The organism is Galbibacter sp. BG1 (genome assembly GCF_013391805.1).
Classification (GTDB): domain Bacteria; phylum Bacteroidota; class Bacteroidia; order Flavobacteriales; family Flavobacteriaceae; genus Galbibacter.
Genome location: NZ_CP058364.1, coordinates 1990577 through 2013833 on the forward strand (window position 1 = coordinate 1990577; position 23257 = coordinate 2013833).

A 23257-nucleotide genomic window follows, 5' to 3' on the forward strand; every position below is an offset into this window, starting at 1 on the left:
TTTAATTGGTTAAATGAATTTTATTCTATCTTATTTAAGTCACAATCATACTCATCTCTTTTAGGAGAATTTTCGGAATATATTCCTAAACCTTTTGTGTTATCATTTTTCGTGTATACAAAAATCTCGTTTTTAGAGAAAGGGATTAATATTTTATTATTACTATTTAGAATTGAATATTCATCGTTTTTTTTGACAACTATGTTATTTTCACAAAATAATTCAACTTCATCATAAATTATGGGAATCAAAATTTCATTATGAATATTAATGATACCTTTTTTTTCATTCATTTCCACAATAATCAATTTGTTACTTGGAAGGTAATCATGTACTATATAGTCGTATTGATAAGGGAATAACATGTTTAAATTATCATTGTCAATTAAGGTTTCTTTGTTGTCTTTTCGTATTATGCTGAAATCCTTGGAGTATTGAGAGAATTTATCGAAATTATATTCTTCATTAAGTTTTTTTGACCGGGTGTCATAAATTTGTTTGAATCCATTTTTACCAAGAATAATTTTTTCAGGAAATTGCATATTTAAACTTTCATATTTAACTGGAATAATATTGTTTTCTTGAATATCTATTATACCCCATTTCCCTTTGTTCTTAACAATCAGAATATCTTCAGGAAGGTTACTGTGATAGTATATCCTTTTATATTTTATTTCATCATATTTAGGTTCAATTACAATATTATTACTGTCGTCTAAGATTCCCTTTTTTTTATTTTCAGAAAAAACGTAATAATTATCATATTTAGATGTACGAAAGACATTATTTCCATTAATATTGTATTTACTTATTTTACCATCAATTAAGTAACTAATTTTGTCGTCTTTTTTTAGCTCAAACAAATTATTTTTTAATATAATTTCATTATATACTATTGGGACTACTAATTCACCTTTTTTGTTTAGGATACCATATTTTCCATTTTTTTTAACATGGATTTCCGCTCCTTTTTGAGTAGAAAATTTTATTTCATCGAATTCAGGTTCTAGTGTTATATCATCAGTGTATAAACCTAATTTATTTTCTAATGTTACAACCCAATATTGTCCATAGACATTTTCAATAGTATCATATTCTATTGGAATAAGAATTTTCTCAAATCGAGCAGATACGAGACCAACCTTATTTTCTTTTTTTACTACATAATTTGATGAGAAACCTGATGCATAAGAGATTTCATCAATATTTGATATGAATGGATCACCATTTTTGTTTGTAAGTATATATTTCCCATTTAATTGAGTAATATAATAGTCCTGGTCTATACTTCTAGGAGCTTCTTCTACTGTTGTTGCACTTTCCTCGATAACTTGTGATTGGATGCAGTTACTGTTTAAAATTAATATAATGATCAGACTTAATAAATTTTTCATTTTATAATGAATTAGTTAGAATGTTTATTTACTTAGAATTTCACGACATAGAATTTAATCTATTAAAAGCAGTTAACCCTTTTCCGCTTAATAATGATTCTTTGGCTTGTTCAAAACCTTCTTTAGGAGTGAGTTCTTTTACCGTAGCAATTGCCATTCCTGCATTGGCGCATACTACATTGTTCTGTGCTTCTGTTCCTTTCCCGCTTAAAACATCCATAAAAATTTTTGCGGAAGCTTCTATAGTATCGCCACCGGTAATGTCGGATTGCTGGTGTTCTTCTACCCCAAAATCGCTAGCCTTAAGCATTTGTTCGGTTTGATTTCTAATGGCTTTGGTAGGGCCCGTGAGCGAAACCTCATCGTAGCCATCGAGGGCGTGTAAAATGGTATAATTTTTATCTGTATTTTGATAGAGGTAGCCGTACATTCTGGCCAGCTCTAAGTTAAAGACCCCGACCATTTGATTTTTTGGGAAAGCGGGATTAACCATTGGCCCGAGCATATTGAAAAAAGTTTTTACCGCCAATTCTTTTCGAATGGGAGCTACATTTTTCATAGCAGGGTGGAAGAGAGGGGCATGTAAAATGCAAATACCAGCATCAGCGATAGATCTTTTCAAAAAATCTTGATCATTGGAAAATTTAATTCCTAAATGCTCCATAACATTGCTAGATCCACATTTTGAAGACACGCCATAGTTTCCGTGCTTGGTAACATGCACACCTGCACCGGCGGTTACAAAAGAGGCTAAAGTAGATATATTAAAAGTATCTTTGCCATCTCCACCTGTGCCGCATAGATCTATGGCGTTGTATTCTTTTAAGTCTACTGCCAAACACAACTCTAAAAGTGCATCCCGAAAACCTTCTAGCTCTTCAATGGTAACGCTACGCATCATATAAACTGTTAAGAATGCGGCAATCTGACTCGTATTGTATTCCCCGTTGGAAATATTCACAAGCACGTTTTTGGCCTCTTCCTTGGAGATGGTTTCGTGGTTTATTAATCTGTTTAGTATTTCTTTCATGATTATAAGTCGGCAGACGGAAGTCCGTAGTCCGGTGTTTTATTTTATACTTTTTTTAAATGCAATCATCATATTCATAAGACTGAATAAGTCTTCATAAAGAATCTCGAATTTATTTTTGGTTATGTAATTTCTGTTGAATGCTTTATGTAAGTAACTACTTCAGCAATGGAACGGATCGCATAGCCTTGAAATTTTCTATTCTCTGGATTTGTTTGTCCGATAGAACCTTCGGCTATATTTAAAGCGATGGAATCGGCAGCTCTCCTAATTTGTGACGATAGATTAAATTGTTCTTTTGCAGGGAAACCTAATGTAACCTCATTAATATCCTCTCCTAATTTCATGGCTTTTTGCCAAACTAATAGTTTTTCGAATTTAAATTTATATTCCATTGGACATTAGTTGATGTTATAAACTTCCCTCTCCTGGCTTCTGTCTTCGGTCTTTTTATTAAGCCAATTCTCCAAAATTTTCTTGCCATGCGGCGTAAGAACGGATTCTGGGTGGTATTGAACTCCGCATACATCGTATTCGGTATGGGTAAGGGACATAACTTGACCGTTTTCATCGTAAGAGGTAGCTTTTAGCACTGAAGGCAATTTAGGGTCTACAACCCAACTATGGTATCTTCCCACTTCAATCTCTTTAGGAAGGTCTTTATAAATAGGATCGTCTTGAGAGATTTCTATTTTAGTGGCCACACCATGATATACTTCGTCGATATTTATGAGTTTTCCACCAAAAACTTCACCGATAGCTTGTTGCCCCAAGCATACCCCGAAAATACTTTTGGTAGGCGCATATTCTTTTATAATGGCTTTTAGCAGTCCAGCTTCTTCTGGAATTCCCGGCCCCGGTGAAAGTACAATTTTGTCGAAGGGAGCTACTTCCTCCAGCGTTAATTGGTCATTTCTTTTAACAGTTACTTCGCAACCTAGGTCCTCTAGGTAATGCACCAAGTTATAAGTGAAACTGTCGTAATTATCTATAACTAATATTTGGAGTCCCTCCTTAATCCTCTCCGATGTGGAGGGGATTTGCTGGGCGTTATTTTCTTTCGTCTTCATTTTTAATTTTGTGTTTCTTCATTCAAGATAGTTTTTCCCCTTTCCTTTGGAGAGGGGTAAGGGGGAGAGGCTATTATATATCTTCCGCCATTTCCATTGCTTTTTTTAAAGCTCCTAATTTATTATACGTCTCTTGTAACTCGCTTTCTGGTTTAGATTCTGAAACAATTCCTGCTCCTGCCTGAAAATAAAGTTCATGATTCTTACTTAAAAAAGTACGGATCATTATAGCGTGGTTAAAATTACCTTCAAAATCCATAAAACCGATGGCACCACCATAATAATCGCGGTTGGTAGCTTCGTATTTATCTATGAGTTTTAATGCCATGTATTTTGGGGCACCGCTTAATGTGCCAGCCGGGAAAGTATCTGCAACTACTTGCATGGTTGGTATTTCTTTCTTTTTTTGTCCGGTTACCTTGGAAACTAAATGGATAACATGGGAAAAAAATTGTACTTCCCGATAGGTTTCCACTTCTACGGTATTTCCATTTCTGCTGAGGTCGTTTCTCGCCAAATCAACCAACATTACATGTTCGCTATTCTCTTTTTCGTCTACCGCAAGTTGTTTGGCCAGTTCTGCGTCTTTTTCATCGTTTCCAGTACGTTTAAATGTACCGGCAATAGGATGAATTTCTGCTTTATTATCTTTTACGATGAGTTGCGCTTCTGGTGAGCTGCCAAAAATTTTAAAGTTTCCGTAGTCGAAATAGAATAAATAGGGTGACGGATTTATAGATCGTAAGGCACGGTATACATTAAATTCGTCTCCCTTGAATTTTTGGGCGAAGCGACGACTTAGTACCAATTGAAAAACATCCCCGCGATGGCAGTGTTTCTTGGCTTCTTCTACAAGCTGTTTGTAATCGTCGTCTTTTAATTTAGATTCTGGGTTCCCCACTTTGGAAAAATTGTAGGAAGCAAAGTTTTTAGCCTGTAATAATTGATGTATTTCATCAATATTGTTTTCGCAATCATAACAATGACAAAATATATAAGCTTCGTTTTTAAAGTGGTTGATGGCTATTATGTTTTGATAAACGGCGTAATAGATATCTGGGATTTCTAAGGAATCTTCCTTTTTTGTAATTTCAATATCTTCAAAATATTGAACTCCATCGTAAGCAATATAGCCAAACAGACCATTGTTTATGAATTTAAAATCATTCTTTTCCGACTTAAAATGTTTGGTGAAGTCTTCTATTACAGCAGGTACATGGGTTTCTTTTGTAATCTTTTCTTTGGAAGCGGCTCCATCTGGGAATGTCTTTGAAATCTCATTTTTTTCAACCTTTATGGTAGCAATGGGATTAAAGCAGATGTAAGAAAAGCTATTATCGTTGGCATGGTAATCGCTACTTTCCAATAAAATACTATTCGGATATCGATCGCGTATTTTTAGGTAAACGCTTACCGGTGTTATGGTGTCGGCAAGTATTTGTTTGTAATTGGTTTTTAAATGATAGGCCTCTCCCCCCGCCCCCCTCTCCGAAGGAAAAGGGGAGTTAATTTGTCTATAATTTTTATTTTTTTTCATAAGTCTCTTAGATTTTTGAAATATTTCATTCTTTTTAGACTCCCCTAATTTCATTCCCCTCCATTATGGGGAGGGGTTAGGGGAGGGGCACAAAAAAAGGCTTGTCGTGATAGACAAGCCTTTGTGTATTTTAAATATACTATAGGGAAGCTAGCTCACGACGTTTTACGTAAGTTAGACCACCACCAAGTATTTCTTCTAATTGTTCTCATTTATACTCCAAATATAGAAATCAATTTTAAACTTTCAAACAAAAAAGAACAATTACCACTAAATTTATATAGGTTGTTAAAATGTTTGCAAAAAAAATAGGAGCCGTTTGGGCTCCTATTCTTCAATTTTTCTTTTTCATTTCCTCCAAGAGGATTCAATTTTTTCCCATACCATCACGAGTTTTTATACTCTTTTATGCGATATCGGGTTCTATGGGTTTCTTTATTTAGAAAACTAAATCTACCACAAGATCGAATTCGTCGTAAATGGTTTTGTCTCCTAAATTATCGAAGAAACTTCCAGAACCGTAGCGCACATTGTGTTTGGTTCTGTCTATTTTTACATTGGCTGTAGCCTTACTTCCGTATACGGACATATCGAAAGTAACGGGATGCGTTTCTCCTTTAACGGTAAGGTCTCCAGTAACTTCATAAGAATTTTTACCCGTAGATTTTACCTTAGTAAAGGTAAGATTGGCTGTTGGGTGATTGTTTACGCCAAAAAAATCATCAGATTTTAAGTGACCATCCAATTTAGTCTTGTACTCACCTTCTAGGTCTGTAGATCCCAAGGAAGTCATGTCTACTGTAAAGTCACCTCCCACAAGCTTGTCGCCATCAAACGTAAGTTCACCGCTCTTCAATGCTACTGTACCTTCATGAGATCCAGTTACTTTATAACCTTTCCAGGTAACCTCACTTTTTTCGGTGTCAACTTTCTTGGTTTCGACTTCCGTGAAAGAAGAAGAGCCAATGACTACAGAAAATGCCAATACTGATTTTAAAATGTTCTTTTTCATAATAATTGATTTTTAAAATTTATAGAGTTGTTTTAGTGTTTATATGTTTATAAATAATTCTTCAGCAGGTTTTCTTACCTTTTTTAGATGTTGGTAAGAATCGTCTTCTGCTCGGTAACCAATAGGAGCGATTACAGTAGGGGTTAACCCGAGTTTATCTAATCCTAAAATCTCCTTGAACTGCTCTGCATTAAAGCCTTCCATGGGGCAGGTGTCTATTTTTAAATCGGCTGCAGCGGCCAAGAGGTTTCCTAAGGCAATATATGTTTGTTTCGCCGCCCATGTACTTTTCATGTCTTCTGAAAGTGGGGCGAGTGTTCCTTTAATCATACCAGAAAGACCTTCGAGCTCGGAAACTTCAATATCCCTTGTTTCACTTATGTTCTGAATGTAATCGTCTACATGGGAATCTCCAAGGTTATCGATACTCGCAAAAATAATAATATGGGAAGCATCGGTAATTTGTGTTTGATTCCATGCCGCTGGCTTTAGCTTTTCTTTCGTTTCCTTGTTGGATACTACCAATACTTTATAAGGTTGTAGGCCATAAGACGAAGCCGAAAGTTGTATAGCTTCTTTAAGGGTTTCTAGATCCCCGTTGGAAACCGTTTTAGTGTTGTCGAATTTTTTGGTGGCATATCGCCAGTTTAAATTTGTGTTGTAAGCGCTCATTAATTGTTGTTTTAACATTTATTGTATATACAAGTGTTATTGTAATTTTTTTTACTTTTAATTTCCCGAATCCCTTAGTTTTTCTAAAATCTCATTAAACTGATTCAATTGTTCTTTAGTTAAATTTTTTACCATAGCTTTATGGTGTTCTTCAATAGGGTCATCCAATTCGGCAAGTACTTCTAGGCCTTTTTCGGTAATGGTTATTTCAACCTTCCTTCTGTTGGCCTCGCATGTAACCCTGCTTACCAGATCTTTTTTAATAAGCTTATCTACGAGACGGGTGGTGTTACTCATTTTGGTAATCATTCTTTCCTGGATCGTACAAAGGTTGGCAGGTTTTCCATGTTGTCCCCGTAAAATACGGAGTACATTAAATTGTTGTGTCGACAAATCGAATGGCTTTAAAATCTCCAATGTGCGATCTTGGAGTACATTGGTGGTGTACATCAAATTGATGGCCGTTTTGCGCTCTAAAGGCATGTCATTCGAAACTATAATATCTTCAATTTTCATTTGTCTTTACAACTATTGTTTATACAAATGTAGTTTAAATTTTGAATTTATTGTGTGGTTGGGTAATAAAATTTTGTTAAAAAGATGTGCTATGTGCTTCCTATTTTTACTTTTAGTGCTTCATAAATGAAATAGATCGACGGTAATGAAAAGGATTTTTAGCTTTATATGTTTATTAATTTTAACAGGGTGCAATCAGCAAAAAGGGAGTGATGGCAGGTTCGCTTTAAGTGAATTTAACAATGTGGAGCCAATTGCCGTTATTGAAGCAGAGAAATATGAAATTCCGGTATACGATTTTAACAGATTTGAAAAAATTTGGGAAGAGAAGAATGATAAAATCTATGTGGTAAATTTTTGGGCAACATGGTGCAAACCTTGTGTGAAAGAATTACCTGCTTTCGAAAAGTTATACAGAAAGTATAAGAGGGACGATGTGGAGGTTATTTTGGTAAGTTTGGATTTTCCTAAAAAAGTGGACGAAGTCTTGGTGCCATTTTTGGAAGAAAAGGATTTTAAACGAAATGTAATGCTACTAGACGACCCAAAACAAAACACCTGGATTCCAAAAGTGGACGCAAACTGGTCGGGTGCTATTCCCGCCACCATAATTTTTAATAAAAATAAGCGTTTATTTTATGAAAAATCTTTTACCTTTAAGGAATTAGAGAAAGAGCTCCAGGGCTTTTTAAATTAACTAAACCACCTTCTTTAAAATGAAACTTTTAAAATTAGCAATCTTGGCGCTTTTGGTTTTTACCACGAGTTCCTTTACCACTCCCAATAAGCTTGATGATGGTTATAGTGTAGGGGATAAAGCAACAGATTTTGAATTGAAAAATGTGGATGGTACCACAGTTTCTTTAGCAGACTATAAAGATGCAAAAGGCTTTCTGGTAATTTTCACATGTAATAGCTGTCCTTATGCAAATGCTTATGAAGATAGAATTTTAAGCTTAAACGATAAATATGAAAGCAAAGGGGTGCCCGTAATTGCTATCAATCCCAACAATCCGAAAATACAACCAAAGGACAGTTTTGAAAATATGAAAAAGCGGGCCGCCGAAAAGCAATATACGTTCCCTTACCTGTTTGATGAAAAACAGGAGGTATTTCCAGCTTATGGAGCGAAACGTACGCCACACTGCTTTCTACTGGAAAAAACTCCAAATGGGAATATTGTAAAATACATTGGCGCCATCGACGATAATTATCAAGACGCCGATGCTGTAGAGGTGAAGTATGTGGAAAATGCTATTGATGCCATGCTTGCTGGGCAGAAAATAGACATACAAAACACCAAAGCTATTGGTTGTTCCATTAAAGTATAATTTTCTTTAGGAAGAATGTAAACCATAACTTCCATAAGTTTTATAAATTTGTAATCCGAAGGTTATCTTCGGATTTTTTTTGATTTAAAAATTAAAATATAATTATGGCAGATTTAACACAAGAAGAATGGGCAGCACAGCTTAAAGAAGACGGTAATGCTGTAGTATTGGATGTTCGCACCGACGAGGAGGTGGAAGAAGGATATATTCCAAAGGCTATTCAAATTGATATTTATAAAGGACAGGGTTTTTTAGATGAAGTTGAGAAATTGGATAAATCTAAAAACTATTATGTTTATTGCCGCTCTGGCAAAAGAAGCGCACAGGCATGTATGTTGATGAATCAGCTTGGTTTCGAAAACACTCATAATTTACTTGGAGGTTTTATGGAGTGGGAAGGTGAAGTTGTTGAGGATTAGTACTGTTCGTTATTTAGAAAATACCCGATATTAAAAAAAATATTCTTATCTTCTTTCAGAATTTTGAGCATTCTAAATTTTGAAAGAAGATTTTTTACATTATATCTGGAAGTTTAAAAAGTTTGAGCACAGCCGACTTAAAATCCATACTGGCGAGGTGTTGGAGATTATTTCTTTGGGAACGCATAACCATCACTCTGGGCCAGATTTTTTAAATGCGCAACTAAAAATTGGCAACCAACATTGGGCAGGCAATGTGGAGATGCATCTTAAATCTTCCATGTGGTTTGCGCACCACCATGAGAAGGATAGTGCATACAACAATGTAATCCTGCACGTAGTTTGGGAGCACGATGTTGAGGTTTTCAATCAATCAAACGTACAAATTCCAACATTGGTGCTTAAAGACCTTGTCAATAACAGGACCTTATTAAGTTACCGTAATTTGGTAGCCTCTCATAAAAAATTCATCAATTGCGAAACGCATATCTCCGAGGTTGATCCATTTCTTCGGGAACGATGGTTGGAGCGACTTTATTTTGAACGCCTGAAAAAGAAAAGTGATTTTATAGATAAAGAGCTTTTAATATCTAAAAACGATTGGGAAGCCGTTTTGTTTAAGTTATTGCTGAAAAATTTTGGTTCAAAAATAAATGGGGAAGCTTTTGAAACAATTGCAGCACACTTGCCTTTTACCGTTTTTAGAAAGAACACCCATTCCCTTCAAAACCTTGAAGCCTTGCTTTTTGGTATTTCAAACCTATTGCCTACAGATGTTATCGATGTCTATCCCCAAACGCTACAGGAAGAATATAAGTATCTAAAAGTTAAATTTAGCCTTGCAGAAACAGCAATTACTCCAGAATTCTTTAAACTTCGGCCGTATAATTTCCCAACCTTACGTTTGGCTCAAATTGCGGCATTGTATCATAAAGAACAAAATCTGTTTCAAAAAATTATGGAGACCAAAAAAGTTGAGAAATTTTACCGGATATTCAATGTAGTAGCCTCCCCTTATTGGGACGATCATTTTACCTTCCGTAAAGAAACTCCGCTAGTAAGAAAGAAAAAATTAAGTAAGGAACTGGTCGATTTACTATTGATAAATACGATTATTCCATTAAAATTCTGTTTTGCAAAACATGCAGGGAAAGACATCAATGAGGAGATTATTGAAATTTTACGTACGCTAAAAAGCGAAAAAAACAACCTCGTGGATAAATTCAAGAATCTTCAACTTCCCGTAAGATCGTCTTTAGAAAGTCAGGCAGTTTTAGAGCTTTACCATAATTATTGCTCTAAAAATAAATGTTTGCATTGCGAAATTGGTGTGCAATTAATTGGATGATAGTTTTATATTTGTACCATGAGTTTTTTCCAAGATATAAGATATTATTTCGAAAAACATGGTTATGCGGTTTCTTCAAGAATGGCAGATCGTCTAGGGATGAAAACAAAAAATGTACGCCTATTTTTTATTTATGCGTCTTTTTTCACCTTGGGAATATGGTTTTTCGTTTATTTAACCTTAGCTTTTTGGTTGAAATTGAAAGATTTGGTCTATACCAAGCGCACCTCTGTTTTCGATTTGTAAGCAGTTCCGTTTAATAGATTTTTTAAACAGGAGTTTAGCTAGACAAATTATAACGTTAAAAACCCAAAACCCGTAAGAATGTTTAAACTTTTTCGGTCTAAATTTTATATTGCCATAGCCTTATTGGTTTTTATCTTTTCCTTTGGCATTCTCGGGTATAGATTTTTAAGTGATTATTCTTGGGTGGAAGCTGCTTACATGACGGTTATTGCGGTTACTACCGTTGGATTCAGTGAGGTGAGGCCTACCGACGATGCCGATAAGATATTTACCATTATCTTAATTATTTCCAGTGTTTTTATTGTCGCTTATGCCATATCGGTGGTTACGGAATATGTGCTATCCAGAAGTACCCTGTTTAATATAAAATATCGAAAAATGAAAAAGCAAGTAGATAAGTTAAATAACCATATAATTATATGTGGTTATGGAAGAAATGGGATGCAAGCCGCCAAAAAATTAAAGGCTTACGAAAAAGATTTCGTGGTAATAGAGCAGGATGAAGACCTGGTGAACAAACACAGCGATGAGGCGTTGTTTGTAATTGGGAATGCCAATGAAGACGAAACGCTGGAAGAAGCTGGTATAAGTAGGGCCTCATGTTTAATTTCTGCATTGCCGAACGATGCCGATAATCTTTTTGTGGTACTATCTTCTCGACAATTAAACAAAGAAATTACCATTATAAGCCGCGCATCTCAAGAAACCTCACAGCGAAAACTTAAATTGGCAGGGGCCAATAAAACCATAATGCCGGACAAGATTGGAGGAGACCATATGGCTTCTTTAGTAGTTTTGCCAGACCTAATTGAGTTTATGGATCAATTGTCCATAGACGATGAAACAACCATAAACCTGGAAGAGGTTGCGGTAGACAATTTGCCAAATGGCTTTTTGTACAAAACCCTTGTAGATTTAGATTTAAGGCGGCAAACCGGCTGTACGGTAATTGGTTATAAACAACCGAATGGAAAGTACATTATTAATCCCGATGCTAATGTGGAATTACTACCAAATTCTAAGCTAATGGTGCTGGGGCAGCCTTCCCAGATAAAAAAACTCCATACTATATTTCAAATCCCAGAAAATACATTTAACGGGTAAAATTTGAATAACCGCCTTTTTTTTATGATATTGCCGCGTCAGTTTTTCAGAATTTTATAATTTAAATATAACCTAAACATAATTCTTTATGAGAAAACAGTTTCTCTCAATTTTTATAATGCTTAGTTCGGTAGCGATTTTTGCTCAAGAACTTACGGTAAAAGAAACCGTAATAAACCCTTCAGATGGTATTAATGATGGACAAGTGGAGTTGGAAGTTTCAGGGGGGCAACCACCTTACGAATACAAATGGAGTAACCAGAGTACATCTCTAGATTCTAATGTAGCATCGGGTTTAACGGAAGGAATTGATTATACGGTTACCGTTTCAGATGCTTCTGGAGCAACGGTTAATAAAACTTTTAATATTGAGGCCAAATCCATTACAGAAATTTTTAATGGAACCATGACCCCAGCGGTAGCGGGCATTGAAACTGTTTTATTCTGGGATCCATTTGCGGCAATTGGATTGTACGATCCAATAATGTATGCTGACAAAAAAATGGTTTCTATTCCTGGTTGGACTACGGAAACAGAAAATAAATTTACCCTAAAAGAATGGCTTGCCGCAAATGGAGCGGAAGTGAAAAAGGGAGATCCTATTGCTGTTATTTCCAAAAAGAATGGAGCCGATGAAACCGTTAAAGCGAATGCTAGCGGGAAATTGGAACATCTTCTAAATGAAGGAGAAGTAATCTACAATGCTAATAATACAGAGCATAAAATTGAAACAAACGCAGATGTTTTTGCAGATATAATATACGATGAACCCGTACCGCTAACACATCCAAATGGTGATTTTCAAAGAATCACCATTCCTTTTATAGTGGTATGGTTAATCTTCGGAGCGGCATTTTTCACCATAAGAATGGGCTTTATTAATGTGAGGGGATTCAAGCACTCCTTAGATTTGGCTAAAGGAAAATACGACGATCCAAACGCTCCCGGAAGTATTACCCACTTTCAAGCATTGGCAACCGCGGTTTCCGCTACGGTTGGTCTTGGTAATATTGCTGGGGTAGCAGTGGCAGTTTCCTTGGGGGGAGCTGGAGCTACTCTTTGGATGATTGTTGCCGGATTGCTAGGAATGTCTTCTAAGTTTGTGGAGTGTACGTTAGGGGTAAAATACAGGGACATTCTTCCTGATGGCCGTGTTTTCGGTGGACCTATGAATTATTTGCGTTACGGTCTAGAAAAGAAGAATAAATCTGGTTTAGGGAAAGTATTAGCGGTATTATTCGCTATTCTAGCAGTTGGTGCTTCCTTTGGAGGTGGTAATATGTTCCAAGCCAACCAATCATTCGAAATACTTTCTGGACAATTTGATTTTCTTGTTGGAAACGGATTCTGGTTTGGGGTTATTGTTGCCATTCTAGTTGGAGTAGTGATTATTGGGGGGATAAATAGTATTGCCAAAGTTACTGGTAAAATTGTTCCTTTTATGGCTGCTGTTTATGTAATTGGTGCCTTAATAGTGATTTTCGTGAACATTAAAAATATTGGGCCTGCATTTGAGGCAATTATCGACGGAGCTTTTAGTCCTAGTGCTTTAAAAGGTGGAATCCTCGGGGTTCTGGTAGTAGGTTTTCAACGTGCAGCTTTTTCCAATGAAGCAGGGGTAGGTTCTGCCGCTATTGCACACAGTGTGGCGAAAACAAACCATCCACCATCTGAAGGATTCGTTGCTCTGTTAGAGCCATTTATAGATACGGTAGTGGTTTGTACACTTACTGCGTTGGTTTTAATTTTTACAGGAATGCACGAAGTATCTGGAGTGGCAGGGGCAGAGCTTACATCTACCGCATTTGGTAGTGTTATTTCATGGTTCCCATATGTGTTGGCAGCAGCAGTATTTTTGTTTGCATTCTCTACTATGATTTCTTGGTCTTACTACGGAATGAGAGCTTGGACATATCTTTTTGGAAAAAGCACAAAAACAGAGTTTGTGTACAAAATATTGTTTTTGTTCTTTGTGGTTGTAGGTGCCTCTGTAAGTTTAGGTGCAGTATTAACATTTTCAGATATGATGATTCTCGCCATGTCGTTCCCTAATATTATTGGGTTGTACATTATGAGTGGTGAAGTGAGAAACGATCTACGGGAATACTGGAGAAAATTGCACAACAACGAATTATTTAAAAAACAAAAAGTCGAAAAGAAAACGGCTTAAAACATACTTTTAAATGAAATTGATATCCCACTTCCGGTTTTCAAAAAGCCAACGAAGTGGGATATTGTTTTTAGCAACCCTTATTATTGGTGTTGGTTTTTTGGCTATCGGATTTTCTTCATTTATAAATCCTAAAAAGAATGTTGCCAAACCAATTACTTCGGAAGAAGATAAATTGCCACCCTTCAAAATATATCCCTTTAATCCAAATTATATATCAGATTTTAAAGGGTATTCCATCGGGTTATCCCCTGAAGCAATCGATCGGCTTACGGAATATAGAAATACAGGTAGGTTTATAAACTCTTCGAAAGAGTTTCAGAAAGTGACTAAAATTTCAGATTCTCTATTGAGGGAAATAGCACCTCATTTTAAATTCCCCACTTTTGAAGTTGTATCAAAAAAAGTTCCTACAGAAAAAGCAATTGTGAAAATTGATATTAACAAGGCGACACCGGCGGATTTTAAATCGGTGTATGGAGTTGGTGACAAATTAAGCGAGCGTATTGTTAAATACAGGGAGCTCCTGGGTGGCTATTACTATTTAGATCAGTTGGAGGAAGTTTATGGATTAAGTTCCGAGACTATTGCCAACATTAAAAACGGTTTTGCTATAAAAACCCTGCCTGTATACCATAAGATAAATGTAAATACGGCCAGTGTTAAAGAAATTAGTGAAGTTCCATACCTGAACTGGAGCATTGCAAAAAAAATCGTAACTTACAGAACCAAACAACGCAACGTTAATTCGATCTCTGAATTAACAAAAATAGAAGATTTTCCTGCCAATAAATTAAATAGAATTGAACTATATTTGACAACGGATTAGTGCTTTACTAAGGCAATTCGATAGTCTCTGAAGTAAAAATTTGAGGTCTCACCTAGTGAGAATGAAGAAAAATTACGCTTTTAAAGCAAAGTTAACGCCACTTTGGTGGATTAAAATAGTAGAATGGAACTGGATATCGCGGCACAAATGAATTTTGATTATTCTGAAACACAGCAAATGGTGGCAAATGCTGCCAAGGAATTTGCTGAACAATATATTAAGCCTCACGTAATGGAGTGGGACGAATCTCAAACTTTTCCAGTAGAAGTTTTTAAGAAAGCAGGGGAGCTTGGTTTTATGGGGATTTTAGTGCCAGAAACCTATGGCGGATCTGGGTTGGGATATCATGAGTACATTGCTATTTTAGATGAAATCTCAAAAGTAGATCCCTCTATTGGTTTATCTGTGGCTGCGCATAATTCCCTTTGTACCAATCATATTCTAACTTTCGGGAACGATGAGCAAAAGGAAAAGTGGCTTCCTAAATTGGCTACTGCCGAGTGGATAGGAGCGTGGGGGCTTACAGAGCACAATACAGGTTCTGATGCCGGTGGAATGAGTACCACTGCCGTTAAGGATGGAGATGATTGGATTATAAACGGTGCCAAGAATTTTATAACCCATGGAAAGAGTGGAGATATTGCCGTTGTTATTGTAAGAACTGGCGAAAAGGGGGATTCCCATGGAATGACTGCTTTCGTGGTTGAAAAAGGGACTCCTGGATTTTCAAGTGGAAAAAAAGAAGACAAGTTAGGTATGCGCGCCAGTGAAACAGCAGAGCTTGTATTTTCAGATTGTAGAATTCCAGATGCAAATAGATTAGGGGAAGTGGGCGATGGATTTATACAATCGATGAAGATTTTAGATGGTGGTAGAATTTCTATAGGCGCTTTGTCACTTGGTATTTCTAAAGGGGCTTACGAAGCTGCTCTGAAATATTCAAAGGAAAGGGTTCAATTTGGAAAGCCAATCTCGGAATTTCAAGGGATTTCTTTCAAGTTAGCAGACATGGCTACAGAAATTGAAGCTTCAGAATTACTATTGCATAAAGCCGCTTTCGAGAAAAATGCCGGTAGAAAGATGACTAAAATGAGCGCCATGTGTAAAATGTATGCTTCTGAAGCATGTGTTAGAATTGCCAACGAAGCGGTGCAAATTCACGGTGGTTATGGGTATACCAAAGATTTTCCAGTGGAGAAATTCTACCGGGACTCTAAATTATGTACTATTGGGGAAGGTACTACCGAAATCCAAAAAGTGGTTATAGCCAGAAATTTATTAAAATAAACTTCTTACTTGCTGACATACAGTTGCTAAGGACGGATTAAATTTTTATTTTTTTTTATTTTAAAATTTAAAATTATTTCTATCTTTGCCGCCATTAAAGAAAGGAGGTGGTCAACTTATGTTAATAATACCAATTAAAGAAGGAGAAAATATAGACAGAGCGCTTAAGCGTTACAAGCGTAAATTCGATAGAACTGGTACTATGCGTCAGCTACGTAGCCGTCAGCAGTTTACAAAGCCTTCTGTAGAGAAAAGAGCTCAAGTTCAAAAAGCAGCTTACGTTCAAAATTTAAGAGATCAGGAATCAGTTTAATTTCGTTCCTGCTTAAAATAATAAGAATCCCGTTTCGTTTGAAGCGGGATTTTTTGTGTTCCGGGGTTTTAAAAGTAAGTCAATCTCTGGATAATCTGTGTGGTTTTATTTTCCTTGGAAATCGATACTTATTGGTAAACTTTAATCTTCATTTATAATTGTTGTTTTAAGTCAGCTCTCAACATTTCCTTATCTTTGGTAAGAACCTGCTACAAATAGTATATGCCATTTAGAAAATTCATCGATTACCTTCAGCTGGAAAAAAACTATTCCAAGCATACAGTTTTGGCATATCAAAGAGATTTAGAAGCATTTCTGGGCTTCTGTGAAACCACTTTCGATGAACATTCCGTTTTAAATGCCAACTATTCCCAAATACGTTCTTGGATTGTTAGCTTGGTGGACCAAGGAATAAGCAATAGAAGTATTAATAGAAAAGTAGCTTCTTTAAAAGCTTATTATAAATTTTTGCTAAAGGCCCAACAAATAGAAGTGAACCCACTTGCCAAGCACAAAGCGCTTAAAACCGCTAAAAAAGTAGAGATACCATTTTCTACGAAAGAGATGGAGCAGGTATTGCAAGGGTTGGAGTTTGAAAATGATTTTGAAGGAATTCGGGATCGTCTAATTATTGAACTTTTTTATGCCACTGGCATGCGCCGTATCGAATTGGTAGACTTAAAGTTGCAGGATGTGGATTTTTCCAATAAAACAATTAAGGTCTTGGGGAAACGCAACAAAGAACGTTTTGTTCCATTGCTGCCATCGGTCGAGATTTTAATTAAGGAATATTTAGCAAAGAGGGACGGAGTTGTTAACGAAGCTTCAGCAGACTCTTTATTTCTTCTTAAAACGGGTCATAAAATTTACGAAAGCTTTGTTTATAGAACAATAAATAATTACTTTAGTAAGGTGTCGACCAAATTAAAAAAGAGTCCGCATATACTTAGGCATACATTTGCAACACATTTACTGAATAATGGTGCCGATTTAAATTCTGTAAAAGAACTTTTGGGGCATTCCAGTTTGGCGTCTACGCAAGTGTATACACATAATAGTATAGCCGAATTGAAAAAACAATATGGTAACGCACATCCGAGAAACAATAAAAATTAAATCAAAACTTTGCATGAAACACTTTTACACTATTCGATAAAGTATCGAGCGAGTAACCCTCTTGTTTTAAGAGGTAATGTTTAACCTTAAATTTAAAGGAAATGGAAGTAAACACACAGTCTGTCAACTTCAATGTAGATCAAAAATTGTTAAATTTCATTCAGAAGAGAATGGATAAATTAGATCACTATTACGATAAGGTCGTCTATTCAGACATTTATTTAAAGGTGCAAAACACCAGTGTTAAAGAGAATAAGATTGCTGAAGTAAAAGTACATGTTCCTGGAGATGAATACATAGTAAAAAAGAAGTGTAAAACCTTTGAGGAAGCAGTAGATTGTGCTGCCAGTTCTTTGGAGCGCTCCCTTAAAAAAAGAAAAGAGAAATTAAGGGCCTATAGCTAGATAAAAATTTTATACAATTTGTTTTGTATAAAGAATAATTTATATACATTTGCAGTCCGTTAGAAATAGCGGACTTTTTTACTGAAAAAGCCGATGTAGCTCAGCTGGCTAGAGCAGCTGATTTGTAATCAGCAGGTCGTGGGTTCGAGTCCCTCCATCGGCTCATTTTTTTAGGGGAAAGAGTTTTAGGATAGCAGTTTTGGATTTTTTGGAATTAGAAACTGATTAGGGGCGAGAAGTCTGTCCTGAGCTCGGTCGAAGGAAGTCCCTCCATCGGCTCAAGAAAAGTTAAGTTTTTTGATAATTTGATGATTTCTAGGAGTGTAAAATAAATCTTTAAAAAAGATTTAAAAATAAGTTGTTTATTGATAAATAATAACTATTTTTGCGCTCGGAATTTTTGAATAGAAGGGTTTAAATTCTTTTCATTCAAAACCAATTGGGGAGATACTCAAGCGGCCAACGAGGGCAGACTGTAAATCTGCTGACTATGTCTTCGCAGGTTCGAATCCTGCTCTCCCCACAAAAATTTTCTTAGTGTTGCTAATTAAAGCTTGCTTTTGTAGGGGCGTATAGGTAAAATTTTATGTTCGTAAGAATGCGAACGGGATTGCCGAGCTGTGCGAGGTAATCTGTAGAAATTTAAATTAGTTTTAAAATTTTATTTGTTTGAAATTTTAAAAAATGCGGGAGTAGCTCAGTTGGTAGAGCGTCAGCCTTCCAAGCTGAATGTCGCGAGTTCGAACCTCGTCTCCCGCTCAAACCAGAATTGGCTTGAGCATTGCTTGAGTTTGTAAAATAGAGATGAGACTAATCTTAAGAAAATAAGGTGTGTTCTCTTCTCTAATTCTAGTACTTTGAGTTTATGGTTTTTGTTTAAAGCGATTTTTTAAAAAGCAATTTTTAAACTATAAGCTTAAACTTTCTAGCCGGTGTAGCTCAGGGGTAGAGCGCTTCCTTGGTAAGGAAGAGGTCACGAGTTCAATTCTCGTCATTGGCTCTTATTGCGTTTAAATTTGAACACTAATATATAACTAAGATTAAAATTATTAAATCATGGCAAAGGAAACTTTTGATCGTTCCAAACCCCACTTAAATATAGGTACTATTGGACACGTAGATCACGGTAAAACTACTTTAACTGCTGCTATTACTAAAGTATTAGCTGATGCTGGTTTTTCTGATGCACGTTCATTCGATTCAATCGATAACGCTCCTGAAGAGAAAGAAAGAGGTATCACAATTAATACTTCTCACGTAGAGTATCAAACTGCAAATCGTCACTATGCACACGTTGACTGTCCTGGTCACGCGGATTACGTAAAGAACATGGTTACAGGTGCTGCTCAAATGGACGGTGCTATTTTGGTAGTTGCTGCTACAGATGGTCCTATGCCACAAACTCGTGAGCACATCCTTTTAGGTCGTCAGGTTGGTATTCCAAGAATCGTTGTTTTCTTGAATAAAGTTGACATGGTTGATGATGAGGAGCTTTTAGAGCTTGTTGACATGGAGGTTAGAGAATTACTTTCTTTCTACGAGTATGATGGAGATAACGCTCCTGTAATTCCAGGATCTGCACTTGGTGCTTTGAACGGTGAGCAGAAGTGGGTTGACTCTGTAATGAAGTTGATGGAAGCTGTTGATGAGTGGATCGAGTTACCAGAAAGAGATATCGATAAAGATTTCTTAATGCCTATCGAAGATGTATTTACAATTACAGGTCGTGGTACAGTTGCAACTGGACGTATCGAGTCTGGTGTTGCTAAAACTGGTGAGTCTGTAGATATTATCGGTATGGGAGCAGAAAAATTAACTTCTACTATTACTGGGGTTGAGATGTTCCGTAAAATATTAGATAGAGGAGAAGCTGGAGATAACGTAGGTATCCTTCTAAGAGGTATCGAGAAAACTGATATCAAAAGAGGTATGGTTATCTGTAAGCCAGGTTCTGTTAAGCCGCACGCTAAATTTAAAGCAGAGGTTTACGTTCTTAAAAAAGAAGAAGGTGGACGTCACACTCCATTCCACAACAACTACCGTCCACAGTTCTACGTACGTACAACTGACGTAACAGGTACTATTTCTTTACCTGATGGGGTTGAAATGGTTATGCCTGGAGATAACTTGACAATTACTGTAGATTTACTTCAGCCAATTGCATTGAACAAAGGTCTACGTTTCGCTATCCGTGAAGGTGGTAGAACTGTTGGTGCAGGTCAGGTTACTGAAATTTTAGACTAATTTCATTTAGTATACAAGCTTAAGGGTGTCCCGCCTCGGCGGGATGCCTTTCAACTTGAATAAACGGGTGTAGTTCAAGGGTAGAATACCGGTCTCCAAAACCGTTGATGGGAGTTCGAATCTCTCCACCCGTGCAAATAGATAGAGATAAAATGGTAAATTATATTAAAGAATCATTCGAAGAGTTAAGAGCGAATGTTACTTGGCCTTCATGGGCTGAGGGACAAAACCTAATGGTTGTTGTTGCTGTTTTCTCTATACTTTTTTCATTAGCAATATGGGGTGTAGATACAGTCTTCGCAAGACTTATCAAGCTTTATTTTGGTGTAATAGGTAATTAATATTTAAAGACGGGTATTGCAATGGCAGAAGCGTTGGCAAAACAATGGTATGTAGTAAGGGCTGTAAGCGGTCAAGAGAATAAAGTTAAAGGCTACATAGAGCAAGATATCGCTCGTCTTGGGTATGAGGATTATGTAGATGAAGTGTTGGTGCCTACCGAAAAGGTGGTACAAATACGTAACGGAAAGAAAATAAATAAAGAGCGTGTTTATTTCCCTGGATATGTAATGATGAAAGCCAATCTAGGAGGGGAGATTGTGCACGTTATAAAATCTATAACTGGTGTTATCGGTTTTCTTGGAGAGGTTAAAGGAGGAGATCCTGTGCCATTGAGAAAATCGGAAGTAAATAGGATGTTAGGTAAAGTGGATGAGTTGTCTGTGAAAACAGATAATGTGGCCATTCCTTTCGTTTTAGGAGAAACTGTAAAAGTTATCGATGGTCCTTTTAACGGTTTCAATGGAACTGTAGAAAAGATCAACGAAGAAAAGCGTAAACTTGAGGTGATGGTTAAGATTTTCGGAAGAAAGACACCGTTGGAATTAAGTTATATGCAAGTAGAGAAAGTATAATTGTTACATATTATATAGATTCGCCTTGCTTCCATTAAATGAGGCGATCAAATTTTAAATTGAACAAAAACAATGGCAAAAGAAGTTAGTAAAGTAGTTAAGCTACAAGTTAGGGGAGGTGCTGCGAATCCGTCGCCACCGGTTGGACCCGCTTTAGGTGCTGCCGGTGTTAACATCATGGAGTTCTGTAAGCAGTTTAATGCTCGTACACAGGACAAACAAGGTAAGGTTTTACCTGTTGTTATCACCGTTTACAAAGACAAATCATTCGACTTTGTAATAAAGACACCGCCAGCGGCAGTTCAGCTAATGGAAGCGGCTAAGGTTAAAAAGGGATCTGGAGAGCCAAACCGTAAAAAGGTTGCTAGCGTTACTTGGGATCAAGTTAAAGCTATCGCAGAAGACAAAATGCAGGATCTTAATGCGTTTACTGTAGAATCGGCAATGAGCATGGTTGCAGGAACAGCAAGATCTATGGGATTAACGGTTTCAGGTGATAAGCCTTTTTAAATCTTAAAAGAATCTAGAAATGGCAAAATTGACAAAAAAGCAAAAAGAAGCAGTTGGGAAAGTAGACAGAAACAAATTGTATTCTGTGGAAGAAGCTTCTCAACTAGTAAAAGATATCACTAACGTTAAGTTTGATGCATCTGTAGATTTAGCAGTACGTTTAGGAGTAGATCCTCGTAAAGCAAATCAAATGGTAAGAGGGGTAGTTACACTTCCTCACGGTACCGGGAAAGATGTAAAGGTTTTAGCCTTGGTTACTCCAGATAAGGAAGCTGAAGCTAAGGAAGCTGGAGCAGATTACGTAGGGTTAGACGAATACTTACAAAAGATCAAAGACGGTTGGACAGATGTTGATGTAATCATCACTATGCCAAGCGTTATGGGTAAATTAGGTCCCCTAGGACGTGTTTTAGGTCCAAGAGGTTTAATGCCAAACCCAAAGACTGGTACAGTTACAATGGATGTTGCTAAAGCTGTAGGTGAAGTAAAAGCTGGTAAAATCGACTTTAAAGTAGATAAAACTGGTATCGTTCACGCTGCAATAGGAAAAGCTTCATTCTCGGCAGATAAAATTGCTGGTAACGCCAATGAATTATTACAAACATTAATGAAACTTAAGCCAACTGCGGCTAAAGGAACCTATGTGAAGAGTATCTTTATTTCAAGTACTATGAGTCCTAGTATTCCTGTAGATCCTAAGGCAGTTTAATTGGCAGTATAAATTTTTTAATCATGACTAGAGAAGAAAAGTTAACGGTAATAGAAGATTTAACTGCGCAGTTAGGTGAGAACGGAAATATCTATTTAGCAGATATTTCAGGATTGGATGCTCAAACAACTTCTAATTTACGTAGAGCTTGTTTTAAAGCAAACATCAAACTTGCAGTTGTAAAAAATACATTGCTTGCAAAAGCAATGGATGCTTCTGATAAAGATTTCGGGGAACTTCCATCAGTACTTAAAGGAAATACTTCTTTAATGTTTTCTGAAACTGGAAACGGTCCTGCAAAAGTAATTAAGGATTTCCGTAAGAAATCTGAAAAGCCTCTATTGAAGGGTGCTTTTATCGAAGAGGCTATTTACCTTGGAGATGATAAGCTAGATGCCTTAGTAAGCATCAAATCTAAAGACGAGGTTATTGGAGATATTATCGGATTGTTACAATCGCCTGCTAAGAATGTTATTAGCGGACTTAAATCAGGTGGTGGTAAATTAGCCGGTATTCTTAAGACTTTATCAGAAAGAGAATCATAAGTAGTACGCACTTAAACAATTATATTTTTAAAAATTTATTAAAACGATAGAAAAATGGCAGATTTAAAAGATTTTGCAGAACAATTAGTTAATTTAACAGTTAAAGAAGTAAACGAATTAGCTGATATCCTTAAAGAAGAGTATGGTATAGAGCCTGCTGCTGCAGCTGTAGCTGTTGCAGGTGGAGCTGCTGCTGGTGGTGACGATGCTGCTGAAGAGAAAACAGAATTTGATGTTATTCTTAAAGCTGCTGGTGCATCTAAGTTAGCTGTTGTAAAACTAGTTAAAGAATTAACTGGTCTTGGACTTAAAGAAGCTAAAGAAATAGTAGATAGCGCTCCTAAAGCTATTAAAGAAGGAGTATCTAAAGATGAGGCTGAAGGTCTTCAAAAGTCTTTAGAAGAAGCTGGTGCAGAGGTAGAATTAAAGTAATTCCAGCCTACAGCGCACAGCTGTAAGATACGGTTTAGGTCCTTTCCATTTTATGGGGAAAGAGACCTAAACCCTTTTTGCGTATATAAATGTATACGCTTTTAT

At 36.4% G+C, this 23257-nt stretch carries 27 protein-coding genes and 5 tRNA genes; 24 read left to right on the top strand and 8 right to left on the bottom strand.

All coding sequences use genetic code 11. The features are described 5' to 3' along the window. Window positions 1–20: 20 nt before the first annotated feature. From HX109_RS08840 to HX109_RS08875, 8 genes are all read right to left on the bottom strand, one after another. Window positions 21–1394: a WG repeat-containing protein gene (locus HX109_RS08840; RefSeq protein ID WP_178951210.1), complete on the bottom strand. Its 1374-nt coding sequence runs from the start codon at window positions 1392–1394 to the stop codon at window positions 21–23. Between the two features lie 40 nt (window positions 1395–1434). Continuing rightward, the gene (gene trpD, locus HX109_RS08845; RefSeq protein WP_178951212.1) at window positions 1435–2424 is read right to left on the bottom strand and encodes an anthranilate phosphoribosyltransferase; all 990 of its coding nucleotides are present in this window, start codon (window positions 2422–2424) and stop codon (window positions 1435–1437) included. A 122-nt stretch (window positions 2425–2546) separates the two neighbouring features. Next, window positions 2547–2771, bottom strand: a complete 225-nt coding sequence (locus tag HX109_RS16325; protein WP_255462657.1) for a four helix bundle protein — start codon at window positions 2769–2771, stop codon at window positions 2547–2549. 54 nt (window positions 2772–2825) lie between these two features. Further along, window positions 2826–3494, bottom strand: a complete 669-nt coding sequence (locus tag HX109_RS08855; RefSeq protein ID WP_255462658.1) for an anthranilate synthase component II — start codon at window positions 3492–3494, stop codon at window positions 2826–2828. Between the two features lie 73 nt (window positions 3495–3567). Beyond that, window positions 3568–5031 carry an anthranilate synthase component I family protein gene (locus tag HX109_RS08860; protein ID WP_255462659.1) on the bottom strand — a complete coding sequence of 488 codons (1464 nt, stop codon included), beginning with the start codon at window positions 5029–5031 and terminating at the stop codon, window positions 3568–3570. A 439-nt stretch (window positions 5032–5470) separates the two neighbouring features. Further along, window positions 5471–6043: a YceI family protein gene (locus HX109_RS08865; RefSeq protein WP_178951214.1), complete on the bottom strand. Its 573-nt coding sequence runs from the start codon at window positions 6041–6043 to the stop codon at window positions 5471–5473. 39 nt (window positions 6044–6082) lie between these two features. Further along, the gene (locus HX109_RS08870; RefSeq protein WP_178951215.1) at window positions 6083–6715 is read right to left on the bottom strand and encodes an NAD(P)H-dependent oxidoreductase; all 633 of its coding nucleotides are present in this window, start codon (window positions 6713–6715) and stop codon (window positions 6083–6085) included. Between the two features lie 57 nt (window positions 6716–6772). After that, complete coding sequence (locus tag HX109_RS08875; RefSeq protein WP_178951217.1) at window positions 6773–7231, bottom strand: MarR family winged helix-turn-helix transcriptional regulator; 459 nt, start codon at window positions 7229–7231, stop codon at window positions 6773–6775. 145 nt (window positions 7232–7376) lie between these two features. Here HX109_RS08875 and HX109_RS08880 point away from each other — a divergent pair, with 145 nt between their 5' ends. The 24 genes from HX109_RS08880 (at window position 7377) to rplL (ending at window position 23152) form a co-directional block, all read left to right on the top strand. Next, window positions 7377–7928, top strand: a complete 552-nt coding sequence (locus tag HX109_RS08880) for a TlpA disulfide reductase family protein (protein WP_178951218.1) — start codon at window positions 7377–7379, stop codon at window positions 7926–7928. A 19-nt stretch (window positions 7929–7947) separates the two neighbouring features. Beyond that, a complete protein-coding gene (locus HX109_RS08885; protein WP_178951220.1) occupies window positions 7948–8562 on the top strand; it encodes a thioredoxin family protein in 615 nt (204 codons plus the stop codon). Window positions 8563–8666: 104 nt separating this feature from the next. Next, window positions 8667–8981 carry a rhodanese-like domain-containing protein gene (locus HX109_RS08890; RefSeq protein WP_178951222.1) on the top strand — a complete coding sequence of 105 codons (315 nt, stop codon included), beginning with the start codon at window positions 8667–8669 and terminating at the stop codon, window positions 8979–8981. Window positions 8982–9060: 79 nt separating this feature from the next. After that, window positions 9061–10329 (top strand): DUF2851 family protein, encoded by a 1269-nt coding sequence (locus HX109_RS08895; protein ID WP_178951224.1) that lies wholly within the window; start codon window positions 9061–9063, stop codon window positions 10327–10329. 18 nt (window positions 10330–10347) lie between these two features. Next, window positions 10348–10575: a PspC domain-containing protein gene (locus HX109_RS08900; RefSeq protein ID WP_178951226.1), complete on the top strand. Its 228-nt coding sequence runs from the start codon at window positions 10348–10350 to the stop codon at window positions 10573–10575. Window positions 10576–10653: 78 nt separating this feature from the next. Next, complete coding sequence (locus tag HX109_RS08905; protein WP_178951228.1) at window positions 10654–11679, top strand: potassium channel family protein; 1026 nt, start codon at window positions 10654–10656, stop codon at window positions 11677–11679. An 88-nt stretch (window positions 11680–11767) separates the two neighbouring features. Then, the gene (locus tag HX109_RS08910) at window positions 11768–13849 is read left to right on the top strand and encodes an amino acid carrier protein (protein ID WP_178951230.1); all 2082 of its coding nucleotides are present in this window, start codon (window positions 11768–11770) and stop codon (window positions 13847–13849) included. A gap of 13 nt (window positions 13850–13862) precedes the next feature. Further along, window positions 13863–14678 carry a ComEA family DNA-binding protein gene (locus HX109_RS08915; RefSeq protein ID WP_178951231.1) on the top strand — a complete coding sequence of 272 codons (816 nt, stop codon included), beginning with the start codon at window positions 13863–13865 and terminating at the stop codon, window positions 14676–14678. 147 nt (window positions 14679–14825) lie between these two features. Continuing rightward, window positions 14826–15965: an acyl-CoA dehydrogenase family protein gene (locus HX109_RS08920; protein ID WP_178954128.1), complete on the top strand. Its 1140-nt coding sequence runs from the start codon at window positions 14826–14828 to the stop codon at window positions 15963–15965. A 118-nt stretch (window positions 15966–16083) separates the two neighbouring features. Continuing rightward, window positions 16084–16278: a 30S ribosomal protein S21 gene (rpsU, locus tag HX109_RS08925; protein WP_178954130.1), complete on the top strand. Its 195-nt coding sequence runs from the start codon at window positions 16084–16086 to the stop codon at window positions 16276–16278. Window positions 16279–16500: 222 nt separating this feature from the next. Next, window positions 16501–17394: a tyrosine-type recombinase/integrase gene (locus HX109_RS08930; protein WP_178951233.1), complete on the top strand. Its 894-nt coding sequence runs from the start codon at window positions 16501–16503 to the stop codon at window positions 17392–17394. A gap of 101 nt (window positions 17395–17495) precedes the next feature. After that, a complete protein-coding gene (gene hpf, locus HX109_RS08935) occupies window positions 17496–17798 on the top strand; it encodes a ribosome hibernation-promoting factor, HPF/YfiA family (protein ID WP_178951235.1) in 303 nt (100 codons plus the stop codon). A gap of 89 nt (window positions 17799–17887) precedes the next feature. Continuing rightward, a tRNA-Thr gene (locus HX109_RS08940) sits at window positions 17888–17961 on the top strand. A 278-nt stretch (window positions 17962–18239) separates the two neighbouring features. Then, window positions 18240–18321: transfer RNA gene (locus HX109_RS08945), tRNA-Tyr, on the top strand. A gap of 163 nt (window positions 18322–18484) precedes the next feature. After that, window positions 18485–18557, top strand: a tRNA-Gly gene (locus HX109_RS08950). A 169-nt stretch (window positions 18558–18726) separates the two neighbouring features. Next, window positions 18727–18798, top strand: a tRNA-Thr gene (locus HX109_RS08955). A gap of 56 nt (window positions 18799–18854) precedes the next feature. Beyond that, a complete protein-coding gene (gene tuf, locus HX109_RS08960; protein ID WP_178951237.1) occupies window positions 18855–20042 on the top strand; it encodes an elongation factor Tu in 1188 nt (395 codons plus the stop codon). A gap of 63 nt (window positions 20043–20105) precedes the next feature. Then, window positions 20106–20176 (top strand) — tRNA-Trp (locus HX109_RS08965). Between the two features lie 18 nt (window positions 20177–20194). Continuing rightward, window positions 20195–20383 (top strand): preprotein translocase subunit SecE, encoded by a 189-nt coding sequence (gene secE / locus HX109_RS08970; RefSeq protein WP_178954132.1) that lies wholly within the window; start codon window positions 20195–20197, stop codon window positions 20381–20383. Between the two features lie 21 nt (window positions 20384–20404). Then, window positions 20405–20956, top strand: a complete 552-nt coding sequence (gene nusG / locus HX109_RS08975) for a transcription termination/antitermination protein NusG (protein ID WP_178951239.1) — start codon at window positions 20405–20407, stop codon at window positions 20954–20956. Between the two features lie 72 nt (window positions 20957–21028). Continuing rightward, the gene (gene rplK, locus HX109_RS08980) at window positions 21029–21466 is read left to right on the top strand and encodes a 50S ribosomal protein L11 (RefSeq protein ID WP_178951241.1); all 438 of its coding nucleotides are present in this window, start codon (window positions 21029–21031) and stop codon (window positions 21464–21466) included. A 19-nt stretch (window positions 21467–21485) separates the two neighbouring features. Continuing rightward, on the top strand, window positions 21486–22175 hold the full coding sequence (gene rplA / locus HX109_RS08985) for a 50S ribosomal protein L1 (protein WP_178951243.1): 690 nt from the start codon (window positions 21486–21488) through the stop codon (window positions 22173–22175). Between the two features lie 23 nt (window positions 22176–22198). Beyond that, entirely contained in the window at window positions 22199–22720 is a 522-nt protein-coding gene (gene rplJ, locus HX109_RS08990) for a 50S ribosomal protein L10 (RefSeq protein WP_178951245.1), read from the top strand. A gap of 54 nt (window positions 22721–22774) precedes the next feature. Continuing rightward, the gene (gene rplL, locus HX109_RS08995) at window positions 22775–23152 is read left to right on the top strand and encodes a 50S ribosomal protein L7/L12 (RefSeq protein WP_178951247.1); all 378 of its coding nucleotides are present in this window, start codon (window positions 22775–22777) and stop codon (window positions 23150–23152) included. Window positions 23153–23257: the final 105 nt, after the last annotated feature.